The sequence below is a fragment of the Anaeromyxobacter soli genome (assembly GCF_022808855.1).
Classification (GTDB): Bacteria; Myxococcota; Myxococcia; order Myxococcales; family Anaeromyxobacteraceae; genus Anaeromyxobacter; species Anaeromyxobacter soli.
Genome location: NZ_JAKZLF010000036.1, coordinates 33,281 through 51,260, shown reverse-complemented (window position 1 = coordinate 51,260; position 17,980 = coordinate 33,281). Strand labels below are relative to the sequence as shown.

Sequence of the window (17,980 nt, the reverse complement as noted above, 5' to 3'; positions counted from 1 at the left end):
CGTCGCTTCGCGACGGGGCCCCTCCCTGCTGGCGCGGTCGTTCCAGTGGCGGGTGAAGTGATTAGCGGGGGGCTGGCGAGCCGTCGAGCGGTAGGGCAGTGCACTCGCCTCCTCGCCTCCTGCGCTCGTGGCTCGCTCGGCCGCTCGGTCCAGCCCGCTCCACCTGGCGCTGGCGCGGGCCTTCCTCGGCTGCGCAGCTTGAGAGACACGAGCGCCGCGGGCGTGAGGGGGGAGCATGCGAGACCGGATCGCGTGGCCGGAGCTGCCGCTGTCGCGCTGGAGCGACACGCGCGCGACGCTGCACATGTGGACGCAGGTCATCGGCAAGGTGCGCCTCGCGTCCACGCCGCTCGTGAACCACTGGTGGAACGTGCCGCTCTATCCGACGGCGCGCGGGCTCACGACCTCGCTCATGTTCCACGGCGCGACCGGCTTCGAGATCTCGCTCGATCTCCTCGACCACCAGCTCGAGGTCGCGACGAGCGACGGGACCTTCGGCGCGATGCCGCTCGTGGCGCAGCCGGTGTCGCGCTTCCACGCGCGGCTCATGGGGATGCTCCGCGACCTCGCCATCGACGTGCCCATCCGCACGATGCCGGTGGAGGTGCCCGACCCCGTCCCGTTCGACAAGGACGACCTCCACGCCTCGTACGATCCGGAGTTTGCGCAGCGCTTCTGGCGCGTGCTCCTCGCGACGACCCGGGTCCTGTGCGACTTCCGGGCGCGCTTCCTCGGCAAGGCGAGCCCGGTGCACTTCTTCTGGGGGAGCTTCGACCTCGCGGTCACGCTCTTCTCCGGCCGGCGCGCGCCGGAGCGTCCCGGCGCGGACTGGATCACGCGCGAGGCCTACTCGCACGAGGTGATGTCGTTCGGCTTCTGGCCGGGCGGTGGCGGGTTCGAGGACGCGGCGTTCTACGCGTACGCGGCGCCGGAGCCGCCGGGCTTCGCCTCCGCGCCCGTCCGTCCGCGCGAGGCCCGCTACGACCAGGGGCTGCACGAGTTCCTGCTGCCCTACGCGGCGGTCTGCGCCGACGCCGATCCGGACGCGCGGCTCCGGGAATTCCTCGAGACCACCTACGAGGCAGGGGCGGAGCTCGGAGGCTGGGATCGCGCCGCGCTCGAGCGCGGCGCGCCCGCGGAGGCGGCCGCGCCGGCTTACGGCGAGACCTCCGGCGCCCCGCCGCCGGTCCACTGACCCCCCGGCGGGCGTTGAGGCCTGCTCGCCCGCCGGCAATGGGAGTGCCCGGATCGCGGACCGGCACGTGGAGGAGCCATGAAAGAGACGCACACCTGGAACGACCGGCTCGAGGTCGGGCACGAGGCGATGGATCACGACCACCACCTGCAGATCGGGCTGGTGAGCGCGTTCGTGGACTCCCTCGAGCAGGGCCGCCCGTGGATGGCGCGGCGCCTCGCCGATCAGCTCCTCGCTTACAGCGTGGCGCACTTCGGCAGCGAGGAGCTGCTCATGGAGGGCAGCGCGTTTCCCGAGCGCGACGCCCACGCGGGCGAGCACGGCGCGTTCCTCGAGCAGATGCGCGAGCTGCAGCGCGCGTTCGCGAGCGGGGACGAGCAGCTCGCCACGACCGCGGCGCTCGACCTCCGGACCGCCCTCGCGGCGCACATGAACGACGCCGATCGGCGGCTCGCGGCGCACGTCGCGCCGCACACGCACGGCTGACGGACCTCCGTCGCGTCCCAGCGCGGCGAGCGCTCGCCCGTCTCCCCGTGGCCCGGAAGCGTCGTTCTCGACGCAAGGAATTGCGGCTGTGCGCCGGCGGTTCGACACCTCGGTCTCTCCGGAGGTGTTCGTGGCCACGTTCCTCGCCGTGCTGATCGCCGTCTCGCTCGCCGTGCTGGTCGCTGCACTCGCCAAGCTGACCCGCCCGTCCGGGCCGGCACGGCTGCCCGCGCGCGTGACGGTGCCTGCCCGCGCCGGCCGTCTGCGCCGCCGTCGCTGACGGCGAGCCCAGCCGACGGTGCGCGCGCGACCCTCTCCCGGTCGGCGCCGCTCCGGTGAACGCGCATTCATGTCGTGGCGCGTGGTCGCTTCGCGCGCCCCGTCGCCTCTCCCGCCAGCGCGCGTCCCTCGACCGTGGGATGCCGCGGGCCCTCGGTTCACTCCCCGTCCTGTGCGCGGCGAGACCCAGGCCACCCACGTGAACGGGTTCGCAGCGGGTCCGGGGCGAACGGGGTAGACACCGTAGGTGAAGGGTGGGGCGGTGCGTCCGGCGGCGAGGCGGTGAGCCGTCCGCGCGCACGGGCGCGAGCCGCGGCATTTGGCGCGCGAGCGCTCGCCAGGCTCGGGCGGCGGCTCCGCGCGGGCGGGACGTCCGCCCTCCCGCCGCGTCTCCGTCGCGCCCATCGTTCGGCGAGGGGGACGCCACCATGACGCGTCGAGAGTTCCTGGAGCTGTCCGCGGCCATGACCCTCGCGCCGCTCGCCGCGTGCGGCGGTCGGTCGGCACAGGGCGGGACGCATGACGCCGTCCCGGCGGCCGGCGGGTCGCCGCTCCCGCAGCGGAAGCTCGGGCGCACGGGCGTGGCGGTCTCGCTCGTCGGGCTGGGCGGCTTCCACATGGGGATGCAGGCGACGGAGGAGGAGAGCCTCCGCATCGTCCGCACCGCGGTGGACGGCGGCATCACCTTCCTCGACAACTGCTGGGACTACAACGACGGCGAGAGCGAGCGGCGGATGGGGAAGGCGCTGCAGAACGGTTACCGCGAGAAGGTCTTCCTCATGTCGAAGATCGACGGCCGCGACGCGGCGACGGCGGCGCGGCAGATCGACGAGTCGCTCCAGCGCCTGCGCACGGACCACCTGGACCTCATGCAGATCCACGAGGTCATCCGCCCCACCGATCCCGCGCGCTGCTTCGCGGCGGGTGGCGCCATCGAGGCGCTCGTCGCCGCCCGGCAGGCCGGCAAGCTCCGCTACATCGGCTTCACCGGGCACAAGTCGCCTCGCTGGCACCTCGAGATGCTGCGCGAGGCGGACGCGCACGGCTTCCGGTTCGACACGGTGCAGCTGCCCCTCAACGTCCTCGACGCGCACCACGACAGCTTCGAGAAGAACGTCCTCCCGGTGCTCGTCGAGAAGGAGATCGGCGTCATCGGCATGAAGCCGCTGGCGGACGCCCGCATCGTGAAGCAGGGGATCGCCTCGCCGGAGGAGTGCCTCGGCTACGCGATGAGTCTCCCCGTGAGCGTGGTCGTCACCGGCTGCGATACCATCGAGCGTGTCGAGCAGGCGCTGCGCGTCGCGCGGGGCTTCCAGCCGCTCGCCGAGGATCGCGTGAACGCGCTGCTCGCCCGCACCGCCGCGGCGGGGCAGGACGGCGCGAACGAGCTCTACAAGACGACCGAGGAGTACGACGGGACGACTCAGAACCCGCAGTGGCTCGGGTAGGGCGACCCTCACCTCCGCCCGGCGCGAGCCTCCCGCGCGAGCGCGATCCGATCGAGCAGCGCCGCGAGCCGCACCCCGGCCTTCTGGAGCTGCGCCTCCGCCCGCGCCCGCTGCCGGTCCGGGTACGCGTCCGGCAGCACGAGGCTGCGGCCCTCTCGTGGGAGCGGCTCGAGCTCCGCGTACAGCGCCCGCGCGAGCGCGTGCGACTCGTTCGCCCACGCGGCGGGCGACGGCTCGGCCGCCGCGGGCGCCGCCTCCGGGCCGCGGACCTCGCGCGCGAGGGCGCGCCCCGCCGCCACCGCGCCGCGGCGGTACAGGATGGGTCGGAGCACGTCCTCGTCCCACACCCGGTGCAGGCTGCGCGGCCTCTTCCCGCCGCGCGTGCGGGTCTCGAGCTCGGTGCCGCCGCGATCGCGACCGTCCGCGTGCAACGGCTGGTGCACGTCCGCCGCGAGGTGGACGAGCCAGCGGAACGCGTCCGCCCTCCGGACGGCCGAGTCTCCGTCGCGGAGCTCTGCGACGGCGCGCTCCATCGCGGCGACGATGCAGGCGTCCCCCGGACAGTCGCGCTCGCGCACGTAGCCGGCGGCGCCGGGAGGGATGTTCACGTAGTGCCAGGGCCGCGTGGCGGGCTCGCGCTGGGCGTCGGCCCATCCGGCGACGCGCGCGTCGGACATGGGCGTCGCGCCGAGGAGCTCTCGCACGAGCCGCCGCGCCGCGGGCGTGAGCCGCTCCTCCGCGACCGCCGCCGCGACGCGGTGGCCCTGCGTGGACCAGGCCGCGGCCGGCGACGGCCCGGCGGCGAGCGCGGCGGCGAGGGCGAGGAGCGGGAGCGTGGCGGGGGAGCGGGTCATCTGGCCTCGGCGTCTAGGGGAGAACCTCGAGCCTACCGCTCCCCGCCGACGCGGACCTCGGCTCGCACCGGGTTCGGGGCTTCACACGCGCCCCGCAGGCGATACTAGCGCCGCGCGGAGTCGTTGGAACCGAGTGGAACCCGGCGCCGGAGGCGACGAGCGGTCCGGGCCGACCGGACCGCGCCTGCGGTATCGTGCGCGCGATGGATCGCGAGCGCGTGGCGCTGTACGTCGGGACGGTGGCGGCCTACTCGGACATGTACGTGACCCAGCCGATCCTCCCGCTGCTCTCGCGGGAGTTCGGCGTGGGTCCGGCGCGCGCGGGGCTCACCGTCTCGGCGGTCGTCCTCGCCGTCGCCGCCGCCTCGAGCGTGTACGGTCCGCTCTCCGACGCGCTCGGGCGGCGGCGCGTCATGGCGAGCGCGACGGCGCTCCTCTCCCTCGCGACCCTCGCCTGCGCCGCGGCGCCGTCGTTCGGCGCGCTCGTCGGCCTGCGCGCGCTGCAGGGCGCGTTCGTGCCGGGCATGACCGCGGTCGCGGTGGCCTACGCGGGCGACCGGTTCTCCCCCGCGGAGCTCGGACGGGTCGTCGGCGGCATCATCGCCGCGTCGGTCGTGGGCGGGCTCGTCGGGCGCGTCGGGTCGGGCGCCATCGCCGCCCACCTCGGCTGGCGCGCCGCGTTCGTGGCGTTCGCGGCGCTCACCCTCGCCGCCGCGGCGGTGCTCGCTCGCGGGCTCGTGCCGGGAGCGCGCGTCGCCGGGCGCGGGATCGTCGCGGCGTACGCCGGGATGCTGCGGCACGTCCGCGATCCGCGCCTCGTCGGGGCCTACCTCGTCGGCCTCTCGCTCTTCTTCGGCTGGATGGGGATCTTCACCTACCTGCCGTACCACCTGTCCGCCCCGCCGTACGGGCTCTCCACCGCGGCGGTCTCGAGCGTGTACGTCGTGTACGCCGCGGGCGTCGTCGCGTCGCCGCTCGCGGGCAGGCTCTCCGGCCGCGTGCCGCCCCGGCGCCTCATCGGCCTCGGCCTGGCGGGCGAGGCGCTCGGGATGGTGCTCGTGCTCGCGGGGCCCCTGCCGCTCGTGGTGATGGGGCTCGTGGTGCTCGTGCTCGGGACGTTCACCGCCCAGGCGGTCGTGCCCGCGTTCGTGAACGCCTCGGCGCGGACCGCCAAGGGCGGCGCCAGCGCGCTCTACCTCGCCTTCTACTACGCGGGCGGGACGCTCGGCTCGGCGCTCCCCGGGTTCGCCTGGCAGGCCGGGGGCTGGGGCGCGGTGGTGGCGGTCTGCGCCGCCTCGGTCGGCGTCGGGATCGCCGCGAACGCGGCGCTGTGCGGGCGCGCGCCCGCCTGATCCGCACGCCCCCGCGCCGCGCTACTTCAGTAGCTTCACGAAGCCGAGGGCGCGGGACTGGCGCCGCGGGGCGAGGGCCCATCCCCGCCAGCTGCGCGCGACGCTCCGCTCGACGAGCTCGTGGGTCGAGAAGCGACCGGGGCCGGCGGTGAGCAGCGCGGCGGCGATCCCCATGAGCGCGAGGTTGAACTCGAACCCGCCGTTCACGTTGGAGAAGCCCTTCGGCGCGTGCACCTTCGCGACGGCGACCGCCTGCGTGGCGAGGATCGCGAGCGCGCCGAGGCGGGTGCCGATCCCGAGGATCGCGGTCGCGCCGCCGAACACCTCCGCGACGCCGGTGAGCGTCGCCCAGGTGACCCCCGGCTTGATCCCGAGCCCCTCGAACATCTCCCCGGTCTGCTTCGGACCCTCACCTCGCAGCTTCTGCAGGCCGTGGTACAGCATCGTCGCGCCGAGCGTGGCGCGCACCGGGACGAACGCAGCGTCCTTCGCGACAGCGGTCATCGAGCTCACGAGATCTCCCCCCGGGGAAATCTGGTGCCCTGAGCCGGCGCGACAAGGAGCGCGCCGCCTCACGAGCGCCGCCACGCACGGCGGCGCGGCGAGGGCGCGCGGGGCGAGCGCTGGAGGGGCAACGTCACCGGGGCCGGTAGGTCCCGACGCGGACGGCCGCGCGGACTCGCACCGGCTCCGGCAGCGCGGCGATCCGGGCGGCGAGCGCGGCGGCGTCGGCGTGCCACGCGCTCGGGCCCATGCCGACGAGCGTCCGCACCTCCGCATGCTCGAGGGCGAGCTCGCGCGAGGCGAGCACCTCGCCCTGGAGCACGAAGCGCTCCCCCAGGCTCGCCTCGACGCGCTCGGCCTTCTCGGGGTCCACCGCGAGGAGCCCGAGCGCGTCCACGAGCGCGGCGAGGTGCTCGGGCGCGGGCGTGACGACGACGAGCGCGCCGCCCTCGCCGAGCACGCGCCGGAACTCGGGACCGTTGCGCGGCGCGAAGACGTCGAGGACGAGCCGCGCCGCGCCGTCCGCGACGGGCAAACCGCGCCACGTGTCGCACAGCGCGGCCGCGGCCCGGGGGTGGGCGCGCGCCGCGCGGCGGAGCGCCGGCTTCGAGACGTCGAGCGCGAGCCCCGCGGCCTCGGGGAGGGCGTCGAGCACCGCCGCGAGGTGGTGCCCGGTGCCCGCGCCCGCGTCCACCACGAGCCGCGCGGGCCCGGCGCCGCCGGACCACGCCTCGCGCGCCGCCGCGACGAGCGCGTCCGTCACGAACGCGTAGTGTCCCGCGGCGAGGAACGCCGCGCGGGCGGCGATCATCTCGCCCGAGTCGCCTGCGTGCGGGCGGCTGCCGGTGTCGAGGCTCACGTAGCCCTGCCGGGCGAGGTCGAAGCTGTGCCCGGCGGGGCAGCGCAGCGCGCGGCCGCTCCCGGCGGCGACCTCGGCGAGCGGCCCCGCGCAGAGCGGGCAGCGCAGGGCGTTCAGGATCTCGGGGAGCATCGGAGCCCGGCTTAGCACGAACCGGGACCGCGGGTGCCCCGACTCGCCAGCAGGCACGCATCGCGCCGGCCCGCGCGAGCGAGCGACGCCCTCACCCCCCGAGCTCCTCGACCAGGCGCCGGACGAGCTCGCGCGCGGGCAGCGCGCGCGCCCGCGCGACGCCCTGCCCGGCCCAGAGCGACAGGTGCTCCGGGTCGCCCTGCTGCGCCGCCGCGGCGCGCATCGGACGGGTGAGGGCGTTCTGGAGCGGGTAGGGGAGGATCGCGCCCGGCTCTGCGTCGACGAGGCGCATGAAGGCGTTCTCGAGCCCGCGCGCCGGCCGCCCCGAGAACGCGCGCGTGAGCGCGGTGGTGTCGGCGCGCGCGGCGAGGATCGCCCGCTTGTAGGCGGCCGACGCGCCGCACTCCGGCGTCACGAGGAACGCGGTGCCGAGCTGCGCCGCGGCGGCGCCGAGGCGCAGCATCGCCGCGACGTCGCGCCCGTCCATGAGGCCCCCCGAGGCGATCACCGGGACGCGCACGGCGGAGACGCTCTCGGCCACGAGCCGCGCGGTGGGGACGAGCGCCGCCTCGAACGGCCCGGCGAAGGTGCCCCGATGGCCGCCGGCCTCGGCCCCCTGCGCGACGACGGCGTCCACGCCGGCCCGCTCGAGCAGCCGCGCCTCCTCCACCGTGGTGGCGGTCCCCATGGTGAAGACGTCGCGCTCCCGGAGACGCCCGAGGACCTCCGCGGACGGGACGCCGAACGTGAAGCTGAACGCCGCGGGGCGCGCGTCGAGCACCACCGCGAGCTGCGCCTCGAACGCGTCCGCGGCGAGCGTGGGGACCGTGGGCGGCGGGAGGCCGAGGCGCTCGTGGACGCCCGCGAGGAGCTCGAGCATCCGCCGCGCGTCGCCCCCGGCGCTCGCGTCCCACCCGCCGGCGAACAGGTTCACCGCGAAGGGCGTGGACGTCCGCGAGCGAATCTCGCCGATCGCGTCCTCGAGCTGCTCCGGAGAGAGGTACGCCGCGCCGAGGCTCCCGAGCGCGCCGGCCTCCGAGACCTCCGCCACGAGGGTGGTCGTGGGGATGCCTCCGAGCGGCGCCTGGATGATGGGGTGCTCGAAGCCGAGCCGCGCGAGGAGCGCGTTCGCCTGGGCTGCCATGCGGTCTCTCCCTTGCCGAGCGGCGGCCGCCCCTCCGGGCGCGAGCCGAGGTCTCGGGAGGCTCTAGGCCGGAGGAGACGCCGCGGCACAGGCGCGAGGGGGGCGCCCCCGGCGGAGAGTCCGCCATTCATCGAAGCCCAAGTACTCGCGGGACGAGCGGTGGGTGTTTCGACCGACGTCTTCGCGCGCATGGCGGATTCAGGCATCGACGAAGTCGGCGCACGCGCTCTGAGCGGCGACCCGATGAAGGCGGCGAAGGCGGCGAGCCAGGCGGACGTCTCGTCGTGGGCGTGGAACCGGCTGGGCTCGGCGCAGGCGTGAATTCGCGCGAGCGCATGCGAACGACGCGCATCCACAGCTCGCGCCTGCGCACGGACCCGAGCGTCGCGAAAGGTCGCCGCGGTTCACCTTAAGTAACAGCTGTCGCCAGCGATAGTTCGCTACGTCGGGCAATTCGCTCGCCCAGAGCGCGGGCGTCCCAGTTGCGGTGGGTGAAACATTTCCCATTGACGCCCTCTCGCCACGAGCGCGCTCGAGCATACGGGCCGGCGCGAAAATGCCGCTCTCGCGCACGCGCCTCGCGCGTGTCACGCGTGGCGATCGCCGAAAGGCATCGACGAGGATGCGCCGAAGAACGCCGCGCAGGCGCGAGCCTGGAGCGTCTCCGGAGCTCCGAAAATCGCGTGCTACGAAGGGTGTACTGGAGGTGCACCTCATGTCTGCGCTCGCCCCTGCTTCACTCGACTCTAACGTCCTCGCCCTCCGCCTGCGCGAGCTCGCCGGAGAGGAACGAAACGTCCAGGTCGACTTCCTCCTGCACCTCGACGAATTCGATCGGCGCCGAGCCTTCGTCGCGGCGGGTCATGCGTCCCTGTGGGCCTACTGTTTGGAGGCCCTCCACCTGCGCGAGGGCGCCGCCGGCCGGCGTATCCAGGCGATGCGCGTGCTGCGCCGCTTCCCGAATCTCGAGGCTCCGCTGCGCGATGGGCGCCTGTGCTTGTCCACCGTGGCGCTCCTCGGCCAGGTGCTCACCGAGGAGAACGTGGGCGACCTCCTAGCTCGCGCCGCCTTCCGGACCCGGGCCGAGGTCGAGCAACTCGTCGTCTCCATCCAGGCGCGCACCGCGCCGCGCGCAGGCCTCCGCAAGCTGGCCGAGCGCGCGCCCGCCGCGGTGAGCGCCCCGCTGCAGCTCCCAGAAGCCGAGCTGGCCGAGACGGCGACCGCGCCCGGCCCTGCGAAGCCGACCCTCGATTCGCCCCTCGACACCGGTCCGCTCCCGGCGCCCTCACCCACTTTCGTGAAGCCGAAGCGAAGGGCCGAGACGCTCGCCGTGTCGGAGAGCCACTGGTCGCTCCGCGTCACGCTCGATCGCGCCTGCAAGGAGGACCTCGAGACGCTCCGATCGCTCCTGTCGCACAAGGTCCCGGACGGCGATCTCGCTGCGGTGCTCCACGAGGCGATCCGCTGCGCCATCGAGAAGCACGGCAAGAGGAAGGGCGCGGTCGCGCCCGAGCGCAAGACGAAGGACGAGGCCAAGGGCGCGAAGGAGCATGCGGCGAAGCCGCCGACGGCGAGGTCCACGATCCCGGCGATAGTGCGCCGCGCGGTGTGGAAGCGCGACGGCGGGCGGTGCGCCTGGGTGGGCTCGGACGGCTGCCGCTGCAACAGTCGCTGGAAGCTCGAGCTCGACCACATCCAACCCGCCGCCCTCGGTGGGCCGACGACGATCGATAATCTTCGGCTCGCCTGCCGACCCCATAATCTTCTTCACGCAGAGAACACCTTCGGGCGCGAGCACATGGATCGCTTCCGCCGCGACGCAAACGCACGGCCGACGCCGCTCTCGCGCGCTGGCGTGGCATCGCTGTATCCAGGGATGCAACTGGCCATGTGGGCGCCGTGATTCTGCGGCGGGCCACGGAGCTAGCCGAACTTCCGGCGACGGAGGACGGGTTCGCATGGTCGCGCGAACTCGACGGCGGCTCGCCGCGGTACCTTCCCCTTCCGAACCCGACCCACGTCGGTCCGTGACGGTCACCGCTCTTGCCGCCCGAGTGCTCCGAACGGAGCGTTCTCGGACCGCGCCGGGCCGACCCGTCGATGCCCAACCGGATCGCGCGGTGCGCCGCTGGTCCGTCGAGTGGCTCCGCCGGTCAGCTGCCGAAAATGTGACGAATCCCCGTTGCGGAGAGCGCGGGACCCTCGTCACGAGACACCTCGCGTGCGGGGAGAGGTAGGGCCGCGCACGCGCGCCCACCTCACAGGTCGATCCGCCGGAGCCGATAGACCGCCGCCGCGATGGGCAGGACGATCCACGCGAGGACCGAGGCGCAGAGGAGGAGCGCCGCGCCCACCGGTCCGCCGGTGAGCCGCAGGAGCGCGAGGGACGCTGCGCCGAACGCGGCGGTGCCCTGGACGGCGAGGAGCGATCCGACCCGGATCGCGCTCGCGGGGTTCACGACGACCGAGGCCACGAGGAGGCGCGACGCGGCCGTGGAGCGGAGCAGCGTCGCGACGCCGAGCGCGGCCACGTCGACGAGCACCGTCGCGGCGAACCAGACCACGAGGGCGAGCGCGAGCGCCCGCGTCCGCTTGCGCCCCACCGCGCCGGCGCCGACGAGCGCCGCGATCGCGAGGAAGACCGCGGTGAGCAGGACGGCCCCGAGCACGAGGAGGAAGTACGCGCCCGCGCCCTCCTCCCCGGCGTTCAGGAACACGACGAGCCCCGCCGCGCCGAACCCGATGAGCTCGGCGGCCGAGAGGGCGACGAAGAGGCCCGCGAGCTGCCCGAGCAGGACGACGCCGCGCCCGATGGGCTGCGAGAAGAGGAGCTCGGCGGTGCCGCGCTCCGGCGCGACGGCGAGCACGCCCATCACGAGCGCCGCGAGCGGCACCACCAGGACGACGAGCTGGACGAGCGACACGCTGGTGCGCGCGAAGTCCTCGAAGCCGCTGCCGCCCGAGAGGACGTAGCCGCTCGCCGCCACGCCCACGGCGAGCAGCGCGAACACGCCCGCGAAGATCGCCGTCCAGCGCGAGCGGACCGCGAGCGCGATCTCCTGGCGCGCGACGAGGGAGAGGGCGGCCAGCCGGGTCGGTGCGCTCATTTGCCGTCCGGTGGCCCCGCGGGGCCGAAGATCTCCGCGGCGGTCGCCGGGACGCCGCCGCGCGCGGCGGGATCCGCGTCGCGGGAGGCGGCGTCCGCGTGCGCGACGAGGTGCGAGCCCATCGGCGTCTCGAGCCTGGGATTCCGCGTGTACGTGGCGCGCGCGGTCCGGACCCACTCGCCGGTCCGGTGATCGGCGACCCAGGCCACCGCGCCCGCGTGAGGGCGGGACGCGGCCAGGTGGCGGGCGAGGCAGCCGAGGTCGTCGAAGAACAGCGGCTCCTCGCCCGGCGCCACGAGCTGCGCGGCGAAGTGGCGGTCCGAGACGGCCATCCGGCAGAACGCGCAGGCGTCGTTCCGGGTGTCGAGGGGCGCCGGCGCGGGCGACCGGGTCCGGCAGGCGAGCGCGGCGAGGAGCGCCAGCGCGCCGAGCGCGCGCGATAGGGAAGACGTCATGCCCGCACCTCCGTTCCGGAGCGCCCGGCGGCGCCGACGAGCTCGTCGTAGAGGAGGTCGAGCCGCCCCTCCTCCGAGGAGAGGCCGCGCAGCTCGGCGCCGCTCGCGCGCACCGCCTCCAGCGCGGCGGCGCGGACCGCGGCGGGCCCGATCACCACGATCTCCTCTCCGTGGAGCTCGGCGCCGGGCGCCAGCCGCTCGAGCTCGGCCGGGAGCGCGGCCGGCGCGCGCGCGACGCGCAGGCGCAGGACCCCGCGCCGGGCGAGGCGCTCCGCGAGCTCGGCGCGATCGAGGTTCCCGACGAGCGCCCCGTCCACGAGCACGGCGACGCGGTCCGCGAGACGCTCGACGTCGGCGAGCTGGTGCGTGCTGAAGAGCACCGCGCGTCCCTCGCTGCGGCCGCGATCGGCGAGCGCGTGGGCGGCGGCGAGGCCGGCCCGGTCGAGGGAGGAGGTGGGCTCGTCGAGCAGGAGGATGGGCGCGTCGGCCAGCGCCACCACGGCGAGCCCGAGCCGCTGGACCATGCCGCCCGAGTAGGTCCCGACCGGACGGTCCGCCGCGCCCTCGAGCGCGGCCAGCCCGAGCGCGGCCTCGGTGCGCCCGCGGGCGGCGCCCCGCAGCCGGCGGTAGAACTCGACCACCTCGCGCCCGGTGAGCGCCTCGGGGAACGCCACCTTCTGCGGCAGGAACGAGACGCCCCGCCGGGCCTCGGGCAGCGCCGCGGAGCGGAGCGGCTCGCCGATCTCCACGCGGCCGTCGCTCGGCCGGACGAGCCCCGCCGCGGCCTTGAGGCACGTGCTCTTCCCGGAGCCGTTCGGGCCGAGGAGCGCCACGACCTCGCCGCGGGTCACCGCGAGGTCGACGCGCGAGACCGCGCGCTGCCGGCCGTAGCGCTTGCCGAAGGCGTCGAAGCGGATCACGGCGCCTCCGCGTGCCGCCGAGGTCGCGCGCCGGCGAGCAGCGCCCCGCCGGCGGCGAGCGCCGCGAGCGAGCCCGCGAGCCCGAGCGGATCGGGCCTCCGCGGGCGCGGCGAGGGGCGGGGTACGGCGGGGAGCGAAGGCGGGCGCGCGAGGGGCCGCCGGTCGGCGACCTCGGACGGCGCGAGCACGGGGAACGCCCGCTCGGCGACCCCCAGCGCCGCGGCGGCGAGGCTCTGGGCGAGCAGATCGGCGGCGGTGAGGTTGCCGCGCAGGTGATCGAACAGGCTCCCGAGCACGAACGGCCGATCGGAGACACCGTCGCCGTCGAGGTCGGGCTCGTCGTTGTCCGACCAGTAGTTGCCGTCGAGGACCGTGTCCGTCCGGCGGCCCACGAGCGTGAGGGAGGTCAGGTTCGCGATGAACGCGTTCCCCTCGATCCGGTTCTCGCCGCACGAGTCGTACACCACGAGGGCGGTGTCCGACTCGGCGACGACGTTCCTGCGCAGGAGGTTGCGGTAGGAGCCCTCGAGGAAGACGCCGCGCGCGTTGTCCGCGAGCAGGTTGTCCTCGGCGAGCGAGTCGTCGCAGGCCTTCAGGAGGAGGCCGACCGAGGCGAAGCCGCGATTGTGGAGGAAGCGGTTCCGCCGGAAGACGAGCCGCCGCGAGTACATGAGCACGCCGCCGGCGTCCGAGCGCTCGAAGAGGTTGTCCTCGAAGACGTTGTCGTCCGAGTACATGAAGTGGATCGCGTAGCGCAGGTCGCGGACGGAGTTGCGGAGGATCGTGCCGTGCGGCGAGGACTGGATGTAGAGCCCGTCGCGGCAGTCGGCGATGTCGTTCCCCGCGAGCGTGAACCCGTCCGTGTTCCAGACGTGGATGCCCGAGCCCTTCTCGCCCGGATCCTTCCCGCGGATGCCGCGCACCACGTTCGCCTCGACGCGCGCGCCGGGCGCCTCCCGCAGGTACACGCCGAAGAGCGCGTTCGCGATCCGGTTGTCGCGCACCACGGCTCCCGGCGCGGAGACGTGCACGCCGGAGCTGTCGCGGCCGAGGTCGCCGCCGCCGCGCCCGTCCACGTCGAACCCGGCCACCGTCACGCCGGCCGCCCGGATCCGGACCACGCTCCCCTTGCCGGAGCCGCGCAGGAGCGGCCGCCCGCGCCCGACGAGCCGCAGCGGGCGGTCGATGACGAGGTCGCCGTCGTACGTCCCCGGCCCGACCTCGACGGTCGCGCCCGCGGGCGCTGCGTCGACGCGCGCCTGGAGCGGCGAGGCCTCGCCGGGGGGCGGCCGGCCCTCGAGCTGCCCCGGCGCGACGCTCGGCATGTCGCCCCCGGCCTGCGCCGCGATGAGGGCGGCGAGGAGCCCGGCCGCGGTCATGCGGGCTCGGCGGCGAGCTCGCGCCGCGCGCCCCGGACGGCGACGGCGAGCGCGACCGCCATCGCGACCGCGGCGACGATGATCGCCCAGGTCCCGACGCCGGGGTACGAGTACACCTCGAAGTTCGCGAGCTGCTTCGAGCCGAACACCGGCGGCATGAACGGCGGGACCTTCACGGGCGCGGTCGGCGCGAGCTCGTGGCCGTACGCCCACATCGTCTTCGCGAACGACCACAGGGAGAACGCGCCGACGTACATGGACAGGACCGTCACGTCGAGCACGTTCCCGACGGTCCCGAACACGGCGGCGCGGAGGAGCAGGAGCGCGAGGGCGCCGAAGACGAACGGCATCCACAGGAACTCCTTGAAGCTCTCCTGCGCGAGGTCGTGCATGCCGATGTAGTGGTTGAGGAGGTTGATCTCCTTCAGGTCCTGGCCGCCGTTGCCACCCACGAGCTGCGAGGCGTAGATGTGCAGCCGCAGGCCGTCCTGGTACTGCGGCGCGAACATCGTCATGTCCCACAGCGGCTGCGTGAGCGCCACGACGAGCAGCACCGCCGCGAGCACGAGGAGCGCCCGCGGCGCAGCGCTGATCGGCGAGTCCAGCACCCGGTGGCTCCTCACGATGTAGCCGCGCAGCCGCCCGGCCGGCGGCGACATCGCCCGTTCCGATCGCATCACGCGCCCTCCGCCGTCAGTCGTGGCCGTTGTCGCGCTTGCGGCCCTTCTCGTCGCCGCCCGCGCGTGGCTTCACGATGAGATAACCCTGCATCTCCTGGTGGAGCGCGGAGCAGAAGTTCGTGCAGTAGTAGGGGAACACGCCCGGCTTGTCGGCCTTGATGGTGACCGTCTTCGTCTCGCCGGGATCGAGGACGAGGTTGCGGTTGTACCCGAGCAGCCCGAACCCGTGCAGCTCGTCCGTCGTCTGCTCGATGTTGGTGATGGCGAAGGTGACGGTGTCGCCCTGGTTCACCTCCACGCTCGTCGGCGTGATGGTGGAGCGGACCACCACGGTGCGCACGATCACCTTGTCGCCCTCGCGCTTCAGGCCCGCCTCCTTCACGTCCCAGGTCGCGAGGGGGTGGTGGTTCTCCTCCTTCGGGTAGACCTCGATCGGCTTCACCTTGTCCGCCTTGATGATCTGCGCGTAGTGCGGCTCGGGCTCGGTGAAGGCGTCGTAGAGCAGCTTCATCTTCTCCTCGGTGATGTCGATGAGCTGCGACGACTCGGGCTGCGACGGCCCGAGCGACAGGTGCCGCCCGTGGGAGAGCTTGTTCAGGGACACGACGTACTTGCCGTCCGGGCTCACCGTGTCGCCCTCGGCGGCCGCGAGGTGGCCGACCGAGTACGAGACCGGGATCTTGTCGACGACCTCCCAGGTCCCGAGCTTCCACTTCGCGATCGCGCTGTCGACGAACAGCGAGGTGTACGCGTAGCCGTCCGTGCCGAACTGGGTGTGCAGCGGGCCGAGTCCCACCGGCACCTCCGCGTCCTTGATCGACTCGTACTTGAGCACCGGGATCCCGTCCTCGTCGCCGGCGAAGTCCTTGTTCCGGATCGCGGTCTGCACCTTCTCGAAGTTGAACGCGGTGGTGACGCCCTGGAGCTTGCCCGAGCCGACGATCCACTTGCCGTCGGGAGAGACGTCCACGCCGTGCGGCGACTTCCCGCAGGGCATGAGGTAGATGAGGCCGGGGATCTCGCGCGGGTCGAGCACGCGCACGCCGCCGATCATCTTGCCCTTGCCTGCGGCGACGGACTTCTCGGCGAGCCGCCAGTCCACCGCGGCGATGTAGTCGCGGTCGCGCTGCGAGGCGGTCACCTCGAGCTTCCCCGTCGCGCGCTCCGAGTTGTAGCAGGTGAAGAACATCCACCCGTCGGACACGCCCTTGCCGGCGTCACCCAGGTCCCAGTCGAACGGCGGGGTCACGATCTCCCACCCGAGCGACATCTCGCCCGACTTGGGATCGATCTTCACGCCGACGACGACGCCCTTGTAGTCGGTGGCGTACTTCTCGATGGGCGCGTAGGTGCCGAGCGGGATCGGCACCGAGAAGCGCGAGGACATCATCGCGTACTCGGTGTTCGGCGTGACGAACGACGAGCCGTGGTTGCCCGAGACGTTCGGGATGGGGCCGAGGATCTGCTTCGTCTTGAAGTCGCGCAGGTCGATGCGCGCGACCCGCCCGTTCATGTCGTTGATGAAGAGCCAGCGGCCGTCGTAGTCGCCCTTCGTCTCCGAGAGGCCCGGGTGGTGAGCGTCACCCCAGGTGTACTCGCCGAGCATCTTCCGCGTGTCGTCGTCGAACCCGTAGCCCGTGCCGGGGTAGGGCGTGAACACGGGGATCGTGCCGAGGTGCCGCATCGAGGGCAGCCCGTACACGAACACCTGGCCGGAGTGACCGCCCGACGAGAACATGTAGTACTCGTCGAGATCGCCCGGGGCGATGTACGTCTTCTGCGCGGCCACCGCCGTGTCCGACGCGGCCGCCGGGGCGCGGCGTCCCCCCTTCGGCTTCGACGGCGCGCAGCCCGCGATCGAGATCATCGCCAGCGCGGCCGCCGCCATCGCGAAGCGCCTGTTTCCTTGCACCGTCATGGCGTCCTCCTGATGTTCGCGGGCTCGCCGCCCGGCTCCGTGGGCTTCGCGGCGGGCTCCGCGGCCTTCGCGCGCTCCTTCTGCCAGGCGGCGAACGCCTCGCGGAGCTTCGCGATCGCGACCTTCTTCTCCTCCGGCGTGAGGATGATCTGCCGGGAGAGCACCACCGCCATCGTGCCGGTCGGCGCCGCGAGGAAGTCGTCGAGGGTGCGGCCGAAGCGCTTCTGCACGTCCTCGACGGCGATCGACAGGTCCGGCCCGATCTGCGCGGGGCTCTTCACGCCGAGCGAGGAGATGCTGTGGCAGACGAAGCATCCGGTCTTCACGAACCAGGCGCCCGGCCCGGTGCGCATCCGCTCCTCCTCCGCCACCTCCTGCTGCGTCTGCGGCTCGCTCCGCGGCGCGCCCGGGGCGAAGGACGTCGGCAGCGACGTGCGCTGCCAGGAGGTGACGAGCATGGCGAGCGCCTGCACCTCGCGGGTCGAGAACCCGAAGTTCGGCATCACCGTCTCCGGGACGATCGCCTTCGGCTCCTTCAGGTGCGCGACGTGCCAGGCGAACGCCGTCTTCTGGCCGAGGAGGCGCGAGTAGTCGTACTGCTCGGGCGCCTTGTCCCCGACGTAGGTCAGGTCGGGGCCGATGGTGCCGCCGCGGCCGTTCACGACGTGGCATGCCCGGCAGCCCTTGTCGCGCACGAGCTTCTTCGCGAGGTTCACCGCGTCGGCCCCCTTCGTCTCGCGCTCGAAGCGGTGGCACAGGTTGCAGTTGATCTGGATGAGCGCGCCCTTGTCCTCCCAGGCGAGCGAGTACGCCTCGCCGAGGTACGGCCCGAGCACCGGCTCCTCCCAGTGCGGCGCAGGGCCGTGCGCCTCGTCGGCGTCGATCGAGTACCCCTGGCCGCCGTGGCAGGCGGTGCAGCCGAACCGCTCGACCGGGTGGGTCCGGAGGATCTCCGGCGGGTGCGTGCGGAACGGCTCCTCCGCGGCCTCGAACCCCTTCCACGGCCCGGCCTGGTGGCAGGTGATGCAGCGATCCGCGCGGCGCAGCTCGGGCACCCAGATCTGCACGAGGCCGTCGTGCACCCCTCGCGCCTTCTCCTCGCCGAACTTCTCGGCGACGCGCCCGCGGAACTCGGCCTGGTACCAGCGCCAGTCCTTCGCGCGGTCGCTCCACACGAACAGGATCGTCGAGACGACGAGCAGGACGCCGACGATCGCGAACAGGAGCCGGTCACGGGATGCGAACGGCGATGGCGTCACGGGTTCCAT

General features: G+C 73.8%; 18 protein-coding genes. 7 read left to right on the top strand and 11 right to left on the bottom strand.

All coding sequences use genetic code 11. The annotated features are described in order from the left end of the window. Window positions 1–235: 235 nt before the first annotated feature. The 4 genes from MLV88_RS19985 to MLV88_RS19970 all read left to right on the top strand — a co-directional run bounded on the left by MLV88_RS19985 (window position 236) and on the right by MLV88_RS19970 (window position 3,408). Window positions 236–1,195 carry a DUF5996 family protein gene (locus MLV88_RS19985; protein WP_242334746.1) on the top strand — a complete coding sequence of 320 codons (960 nt, stop codon included), beginning with the start codon at window positions 236–238 and terminating at the stop codon, window positions 1,193–1,195. Window positions 1,196–1,273: 78 nt separating this feature from the next. Next, the gene (locus tag MLV88_RS19980; protein ID WP_242334742.1) at window positions 1,274–1,681 is read left to right on the top strand and encodes a bacteriohemerythrin; all 408 of its coding nucleotides are present in this window, start codon (window positions 1,274–1,276) and stop codon (window positions 1,679–1,681) included. 130 nt (window positions 1,682–1,811) lie between these two features. Then, a complete protein-coding gene (locus tag MLV88_RS19975; RefSeq protein ID WP_242334739.1) occupies window positions 1,812–1,961 on the top strand; it encodes a hypothetical protein in 150 nt (49 codons plus the stop codon). Between the two features lie 427 nt (window positions 1,962–2,388). After that, window positions 2,389–3,408, top strand: a complete 1,020-nt coding sequence (locus MLV88_RS19970; RefSeq protein ID WP_242360539.1) for an aldo/keto reductase — start codon at window positions 2,389–2,391, stop codon at window positions 3,406–3,408. An 8-nt stretch (window positions 3,409–3,416) separates the two neighbouring features. Here MLV88_RS19970 and MLV88_RS19965 read toward each other — a convergent pair whose 3' ends face one another. Beyond that, window positions 3,417–4,262, bottom strand: coding sequence for a S1/P1 nuclease (locus tag MLV88_RS19965; RefSeq protein WP_243338473.1), 846 nt, complete (start codon window positions 4,260–4,262; stop codon window positions 3,417–3,419). 203 nt (window positions 4,263–4,465) lie between these two features. Between MLV88_RS19965 and MLV88_RS19960 the strand changes: the two genes are divergently transcribed. Continuing rightward, the gene (locus MLV88_RS19960; RefSeq protein WP_242360537.1) at window positions 4,466–5,614 is read left to right on the top strand and encodes an MFS transporter; all 1,149 of its coding nucleotides are present in this window, start codon (window positions 4,466–4,468) and stop codon (window positions 5,612–5,614) included. 21 nt (window positions 5,615–5,635) lie between these two features. Here the strand turns inward: MLV88_RS19960 and MLV88_RS19955 are convergent, their stop codons facing one another. The 3 genes from MLV88_RS19955 to MLV88_RS19945 form a co-directional block, all read right to left on the bottom strand. After that, window positions 5,636–6,118 carry a DoxX family protein gene (locus MLV88_RS19955; protein WP_242334791.1) on the bottom strand — a complete coding sequence of 161 codons (483 nt, stop codon included), beginning with the start codon at window positions 6,116–6,118 and terminating at the stop codon, window positions 5,636–5,638. A 133-nt stretch (window positions 6,119–6,251) separates the two neighbouring features. Further along, window positions 6,252–7,109, bottom strand: coding sequence for a putative RNA methyltransferase (locus MLV88_RS19950; RefSeq protein ID WP_242334726.1), 858 nt, complete (start codon window positions 7,107–7,109; stop codon window positions 6,252–6,254). A gap of 91 nt (window positions 7,110–7,200) precedes the next feature. Beyond that, the gene (locus MLV88_RS19945) at window positions 7,201–8,253 is read right to left on the bottom strand and encodes an NAD(P)H-dependent flavin oxidoreductase (RefSeq protein WP_242360536.1); all 1,053 of its coding nucleotides are present in this window, start codon (window positions 8,251–8,253) and stop codon (window positions 7,201–7,203) included. Between the two features lie 159 nt (window positions 8,254–8,412). Here MLV88_RS19945 and MLV88_RS19940 point away from each other — a divergent pair, with 159 nt between their 5' ends. Both MLV88_RS19940 and MLV88_RS19935 read left to right on the top strand, forming a co-directional pair. After that, entirely contained in the window at window positions 8,413–8,574 is a 162-nt protein-coding gene (locus tag MLV88_RS19940) for a hypothetical protein (RefSeq protein ID WP_242334720.1), read from the top strand. A 394-nt stretch (window positions 8,575–8,968) separates the two neighbouring features. Then, entirely contained in the window at window positions 8,969–10,156 is a 1,188-nt protein-coding gene (locus tag MLV88_RS19935) for an HNH endonuclease (RefSeq protein ID WP_243338471.1), read from the top strand. Window positions 10,157–10,511: 355 nt separating this feature from the next. Here the strand turns inward: MLV88_RS19935 and MLV88_RS19930 are convergent, their stop codons facing one another. The 7 genes from MLV88_RS19930 to MLV88_RS19900 are packed head-to-tail and all read right to left on the bottom strand — an operon-like array spanning window position 10,512 to window position 17,980. Continuing rightward, the gene (locus tag MLV88_RS19930; RefSeq protein WP_243338470.1) at window positions 10,512–11,360 is read right to left on the bottom strand and encodes an ABC transporter permease; all 849 of its coding nucleotides are present in this window, start codon (window positions 11,358–11,360) and stop codon (window positions 10,512–10,514) included. Then, on the bottom strand, window positions 11,357–11,815 hold the full coding sequence (locus MLV88_RS19925; protein ID WP_243338468.1) for a nitrous oxide reductase accessory protein NosL: 459 nt from the start codon (window positions 11,813–11,815) through the stop codon (window positions 11,357–11,359). The genes MLV88_RS19930 and MLV88_RS19925 overlap by 4 nt, the downstream gene beginning before the upstream one ends. Next, window positions 11,812–12,735 (bottom strand): ABC transporter ATP-binding protein, encoded by a 924-nt coding sequence (locus tag MLV88_RS19920; RefSeq protein WP_243338466.1) that lies wholly within the window; start codon window positions 12,733–12,735, stop codon window positions 11,812–11,814. The genes MLV88_RS19925 and MLV88_RS19920 overlap by 4 nt, the downstream gene beginning before the upstream one ends. Then, the gene (nosD, locus tag MLV88_RS19915; protein WP_243338464.1) at window positions 12,732–14,114 is read right to left on the bottom strand and encodes a nitrous oxide reductase family maturation protein NosD; all 1,383 of its coding nucleotides are present in this window, start codon (window positions 14,112–14,114) and stop codon (window positions 12,732–12,734) included. The genes MLV88_RS19920 and nosD overlap by 4 nt, the downstream gene beginning before the upstream one ends. Continuing rightward, window positions 14,111–14,791, bottom strand: coding sequence for a hypothetical protein (locus tag MLV88_RS19910; RefSeq protein ID WP_242334701.1), 681 nt, complete (start codon window positions 14,789–14,791; stop codon window positions 14,111–14,113). The genes nosD and MLV88_RS19910 overlap by 4 nt, the downstream gene beginning before the upstream one ends. Window positions 14,792–14,807: 16 nt before the next feature. After that, window positions 14,808–16,712, bottom strand: a complete 1,905-nt coding sequence (gene nosZ / locus MLV88_RS19905; RefSeq protein ID WP_243338463.1) for a Sec-dependent nitrous-oxide reductase — start codon at window positions 16,710–16,712, stop codon at window positions 14,808–14,810. Beyond that, on the bottom strand, window positions 16,709–17,980 hold the full coding sequence (locus MLV88_RS19900) for a c-type cytochrome (RefSeq protein WP_243338460.1): 1,272 nt from the start codon (window positions 17,978–17,980) through the stop codon (window positions 16,709–16,711). Before MLV88_RS19900 ends, nosZ begins: the two co-directional genes overlap by 4 nt.

Excerpts from the sequence above, each read along its gene's own strand:
- MLV88_RS19945 (WP_242360536.1), bottom strand. The coding sequence starts at position 8,253 with ATGGCAGCCCAGGCGAACGCGCTCCTCGCGCGGCTCGGCTTCGAGCAC.
- MLV88_RS19985 (WP_242334746.1), top strand. The coding sequence starts at position 236 with ATGCGAGACCGGATCGCGTGGCCGGAGCTGCCGCTGTCGCGCTGGAGC.
- MLV88_RS19935 (WP_243338471.1), top strand. The coding sequence starts at position 8,969 with ATGTCTGCGCTCGCCCCTGCTTCACTCGACTCTAACGTCCTCGCCCTC.
- MLV88_RS19965 (WP_243338473.1), bottom strand. The coding sequence starts at position 4,262 with ATGACCCGCTCCCCCGCCACGCTCCCGCTCCTCGCCCTCGCCGCCGCG.
- MLV88_RS19925 (WP_243338468.1), bottom strand. The coding sequence starts at position 11,815 with ATGACGTCTTCCCTATCGCGCGCGCTCGGCGCGCTGGCGCTCCTCGCC.
- MLV88_RS19970 (WP_242360539.1), top strand. The coding sequence starts at position 2,389 with ATGACGCGTCGAGAGTTCCTGGAGCTGTCCGCGGCCATGACCCTCGCG.
- MLV88_RS19910 (WP_242334701.1), bottom strand. The coding sequence starts at position 14,791 with ATGCGATCGGAACGGGCGATGTCGCCGCCGGCCGGGCGGCTGCGCGGC.
- MLV88_RS19930 (WP_243338470.1), bottom strand. The coding sequence starts at position 11,360 with ATGAGCGCACCGACCCGGCTGGCCGCCCTCTCCCTCGTCGCGCGCCAG.
- MLV88_RS19955 (WP_242334791.1), bottom strand. The coding sequence starts at position 6,118 with ATGACCGCTGTCGCGAAGGACGCTGCGTTCGTCCCGGTGCGCGCCACG.
- MLV88_RS19900 (WP_243338460.1), bottom strand. The coding sequence starts at position 17,980 with ATGGAACCCGTGACGCCATCGCCGTTCGCATCCCGTGACCGGCTCCTG.
- MLV88_RS19960 (WP_242360537.1), top strand. The coding sequence starts at position 4,466 with ATGGATCGCGAGCGCGTGGCGCTGTACGTCGGGACGGTGGCGGCCTAC.
- nosD (WP_243338464.1), bottom strand. The coding sequence starts at position 14,114 with ATGACCGCGGCCGGGCTCCTCGCCGCCCTCATCGCGGCGCAGGCCGGG.
- MLV88_RS19980 (WP_242334742.1), top strand. The coding sequence starts at position 1,274 with ATGAAAGAGACGCACACCTGGAACGACCGGCTCGAGGTCGGGCACGAG.
- nosZ (WP_243338463.1), bottom strand. The coding sequence starts at position 16,712 with ATGACGGTGCAAGGAAACAGGCGCTTCGCGATGGCGGCGGCCGCGCTG.
- MLV88_RS19950 (WP_242334726.1), bottom strand. The coding sequence starts at position 7,109 with ATGCTCCCCGAGATCCTGAACGCCCTGCGCTGCCCGCTCTGCGCGGGG.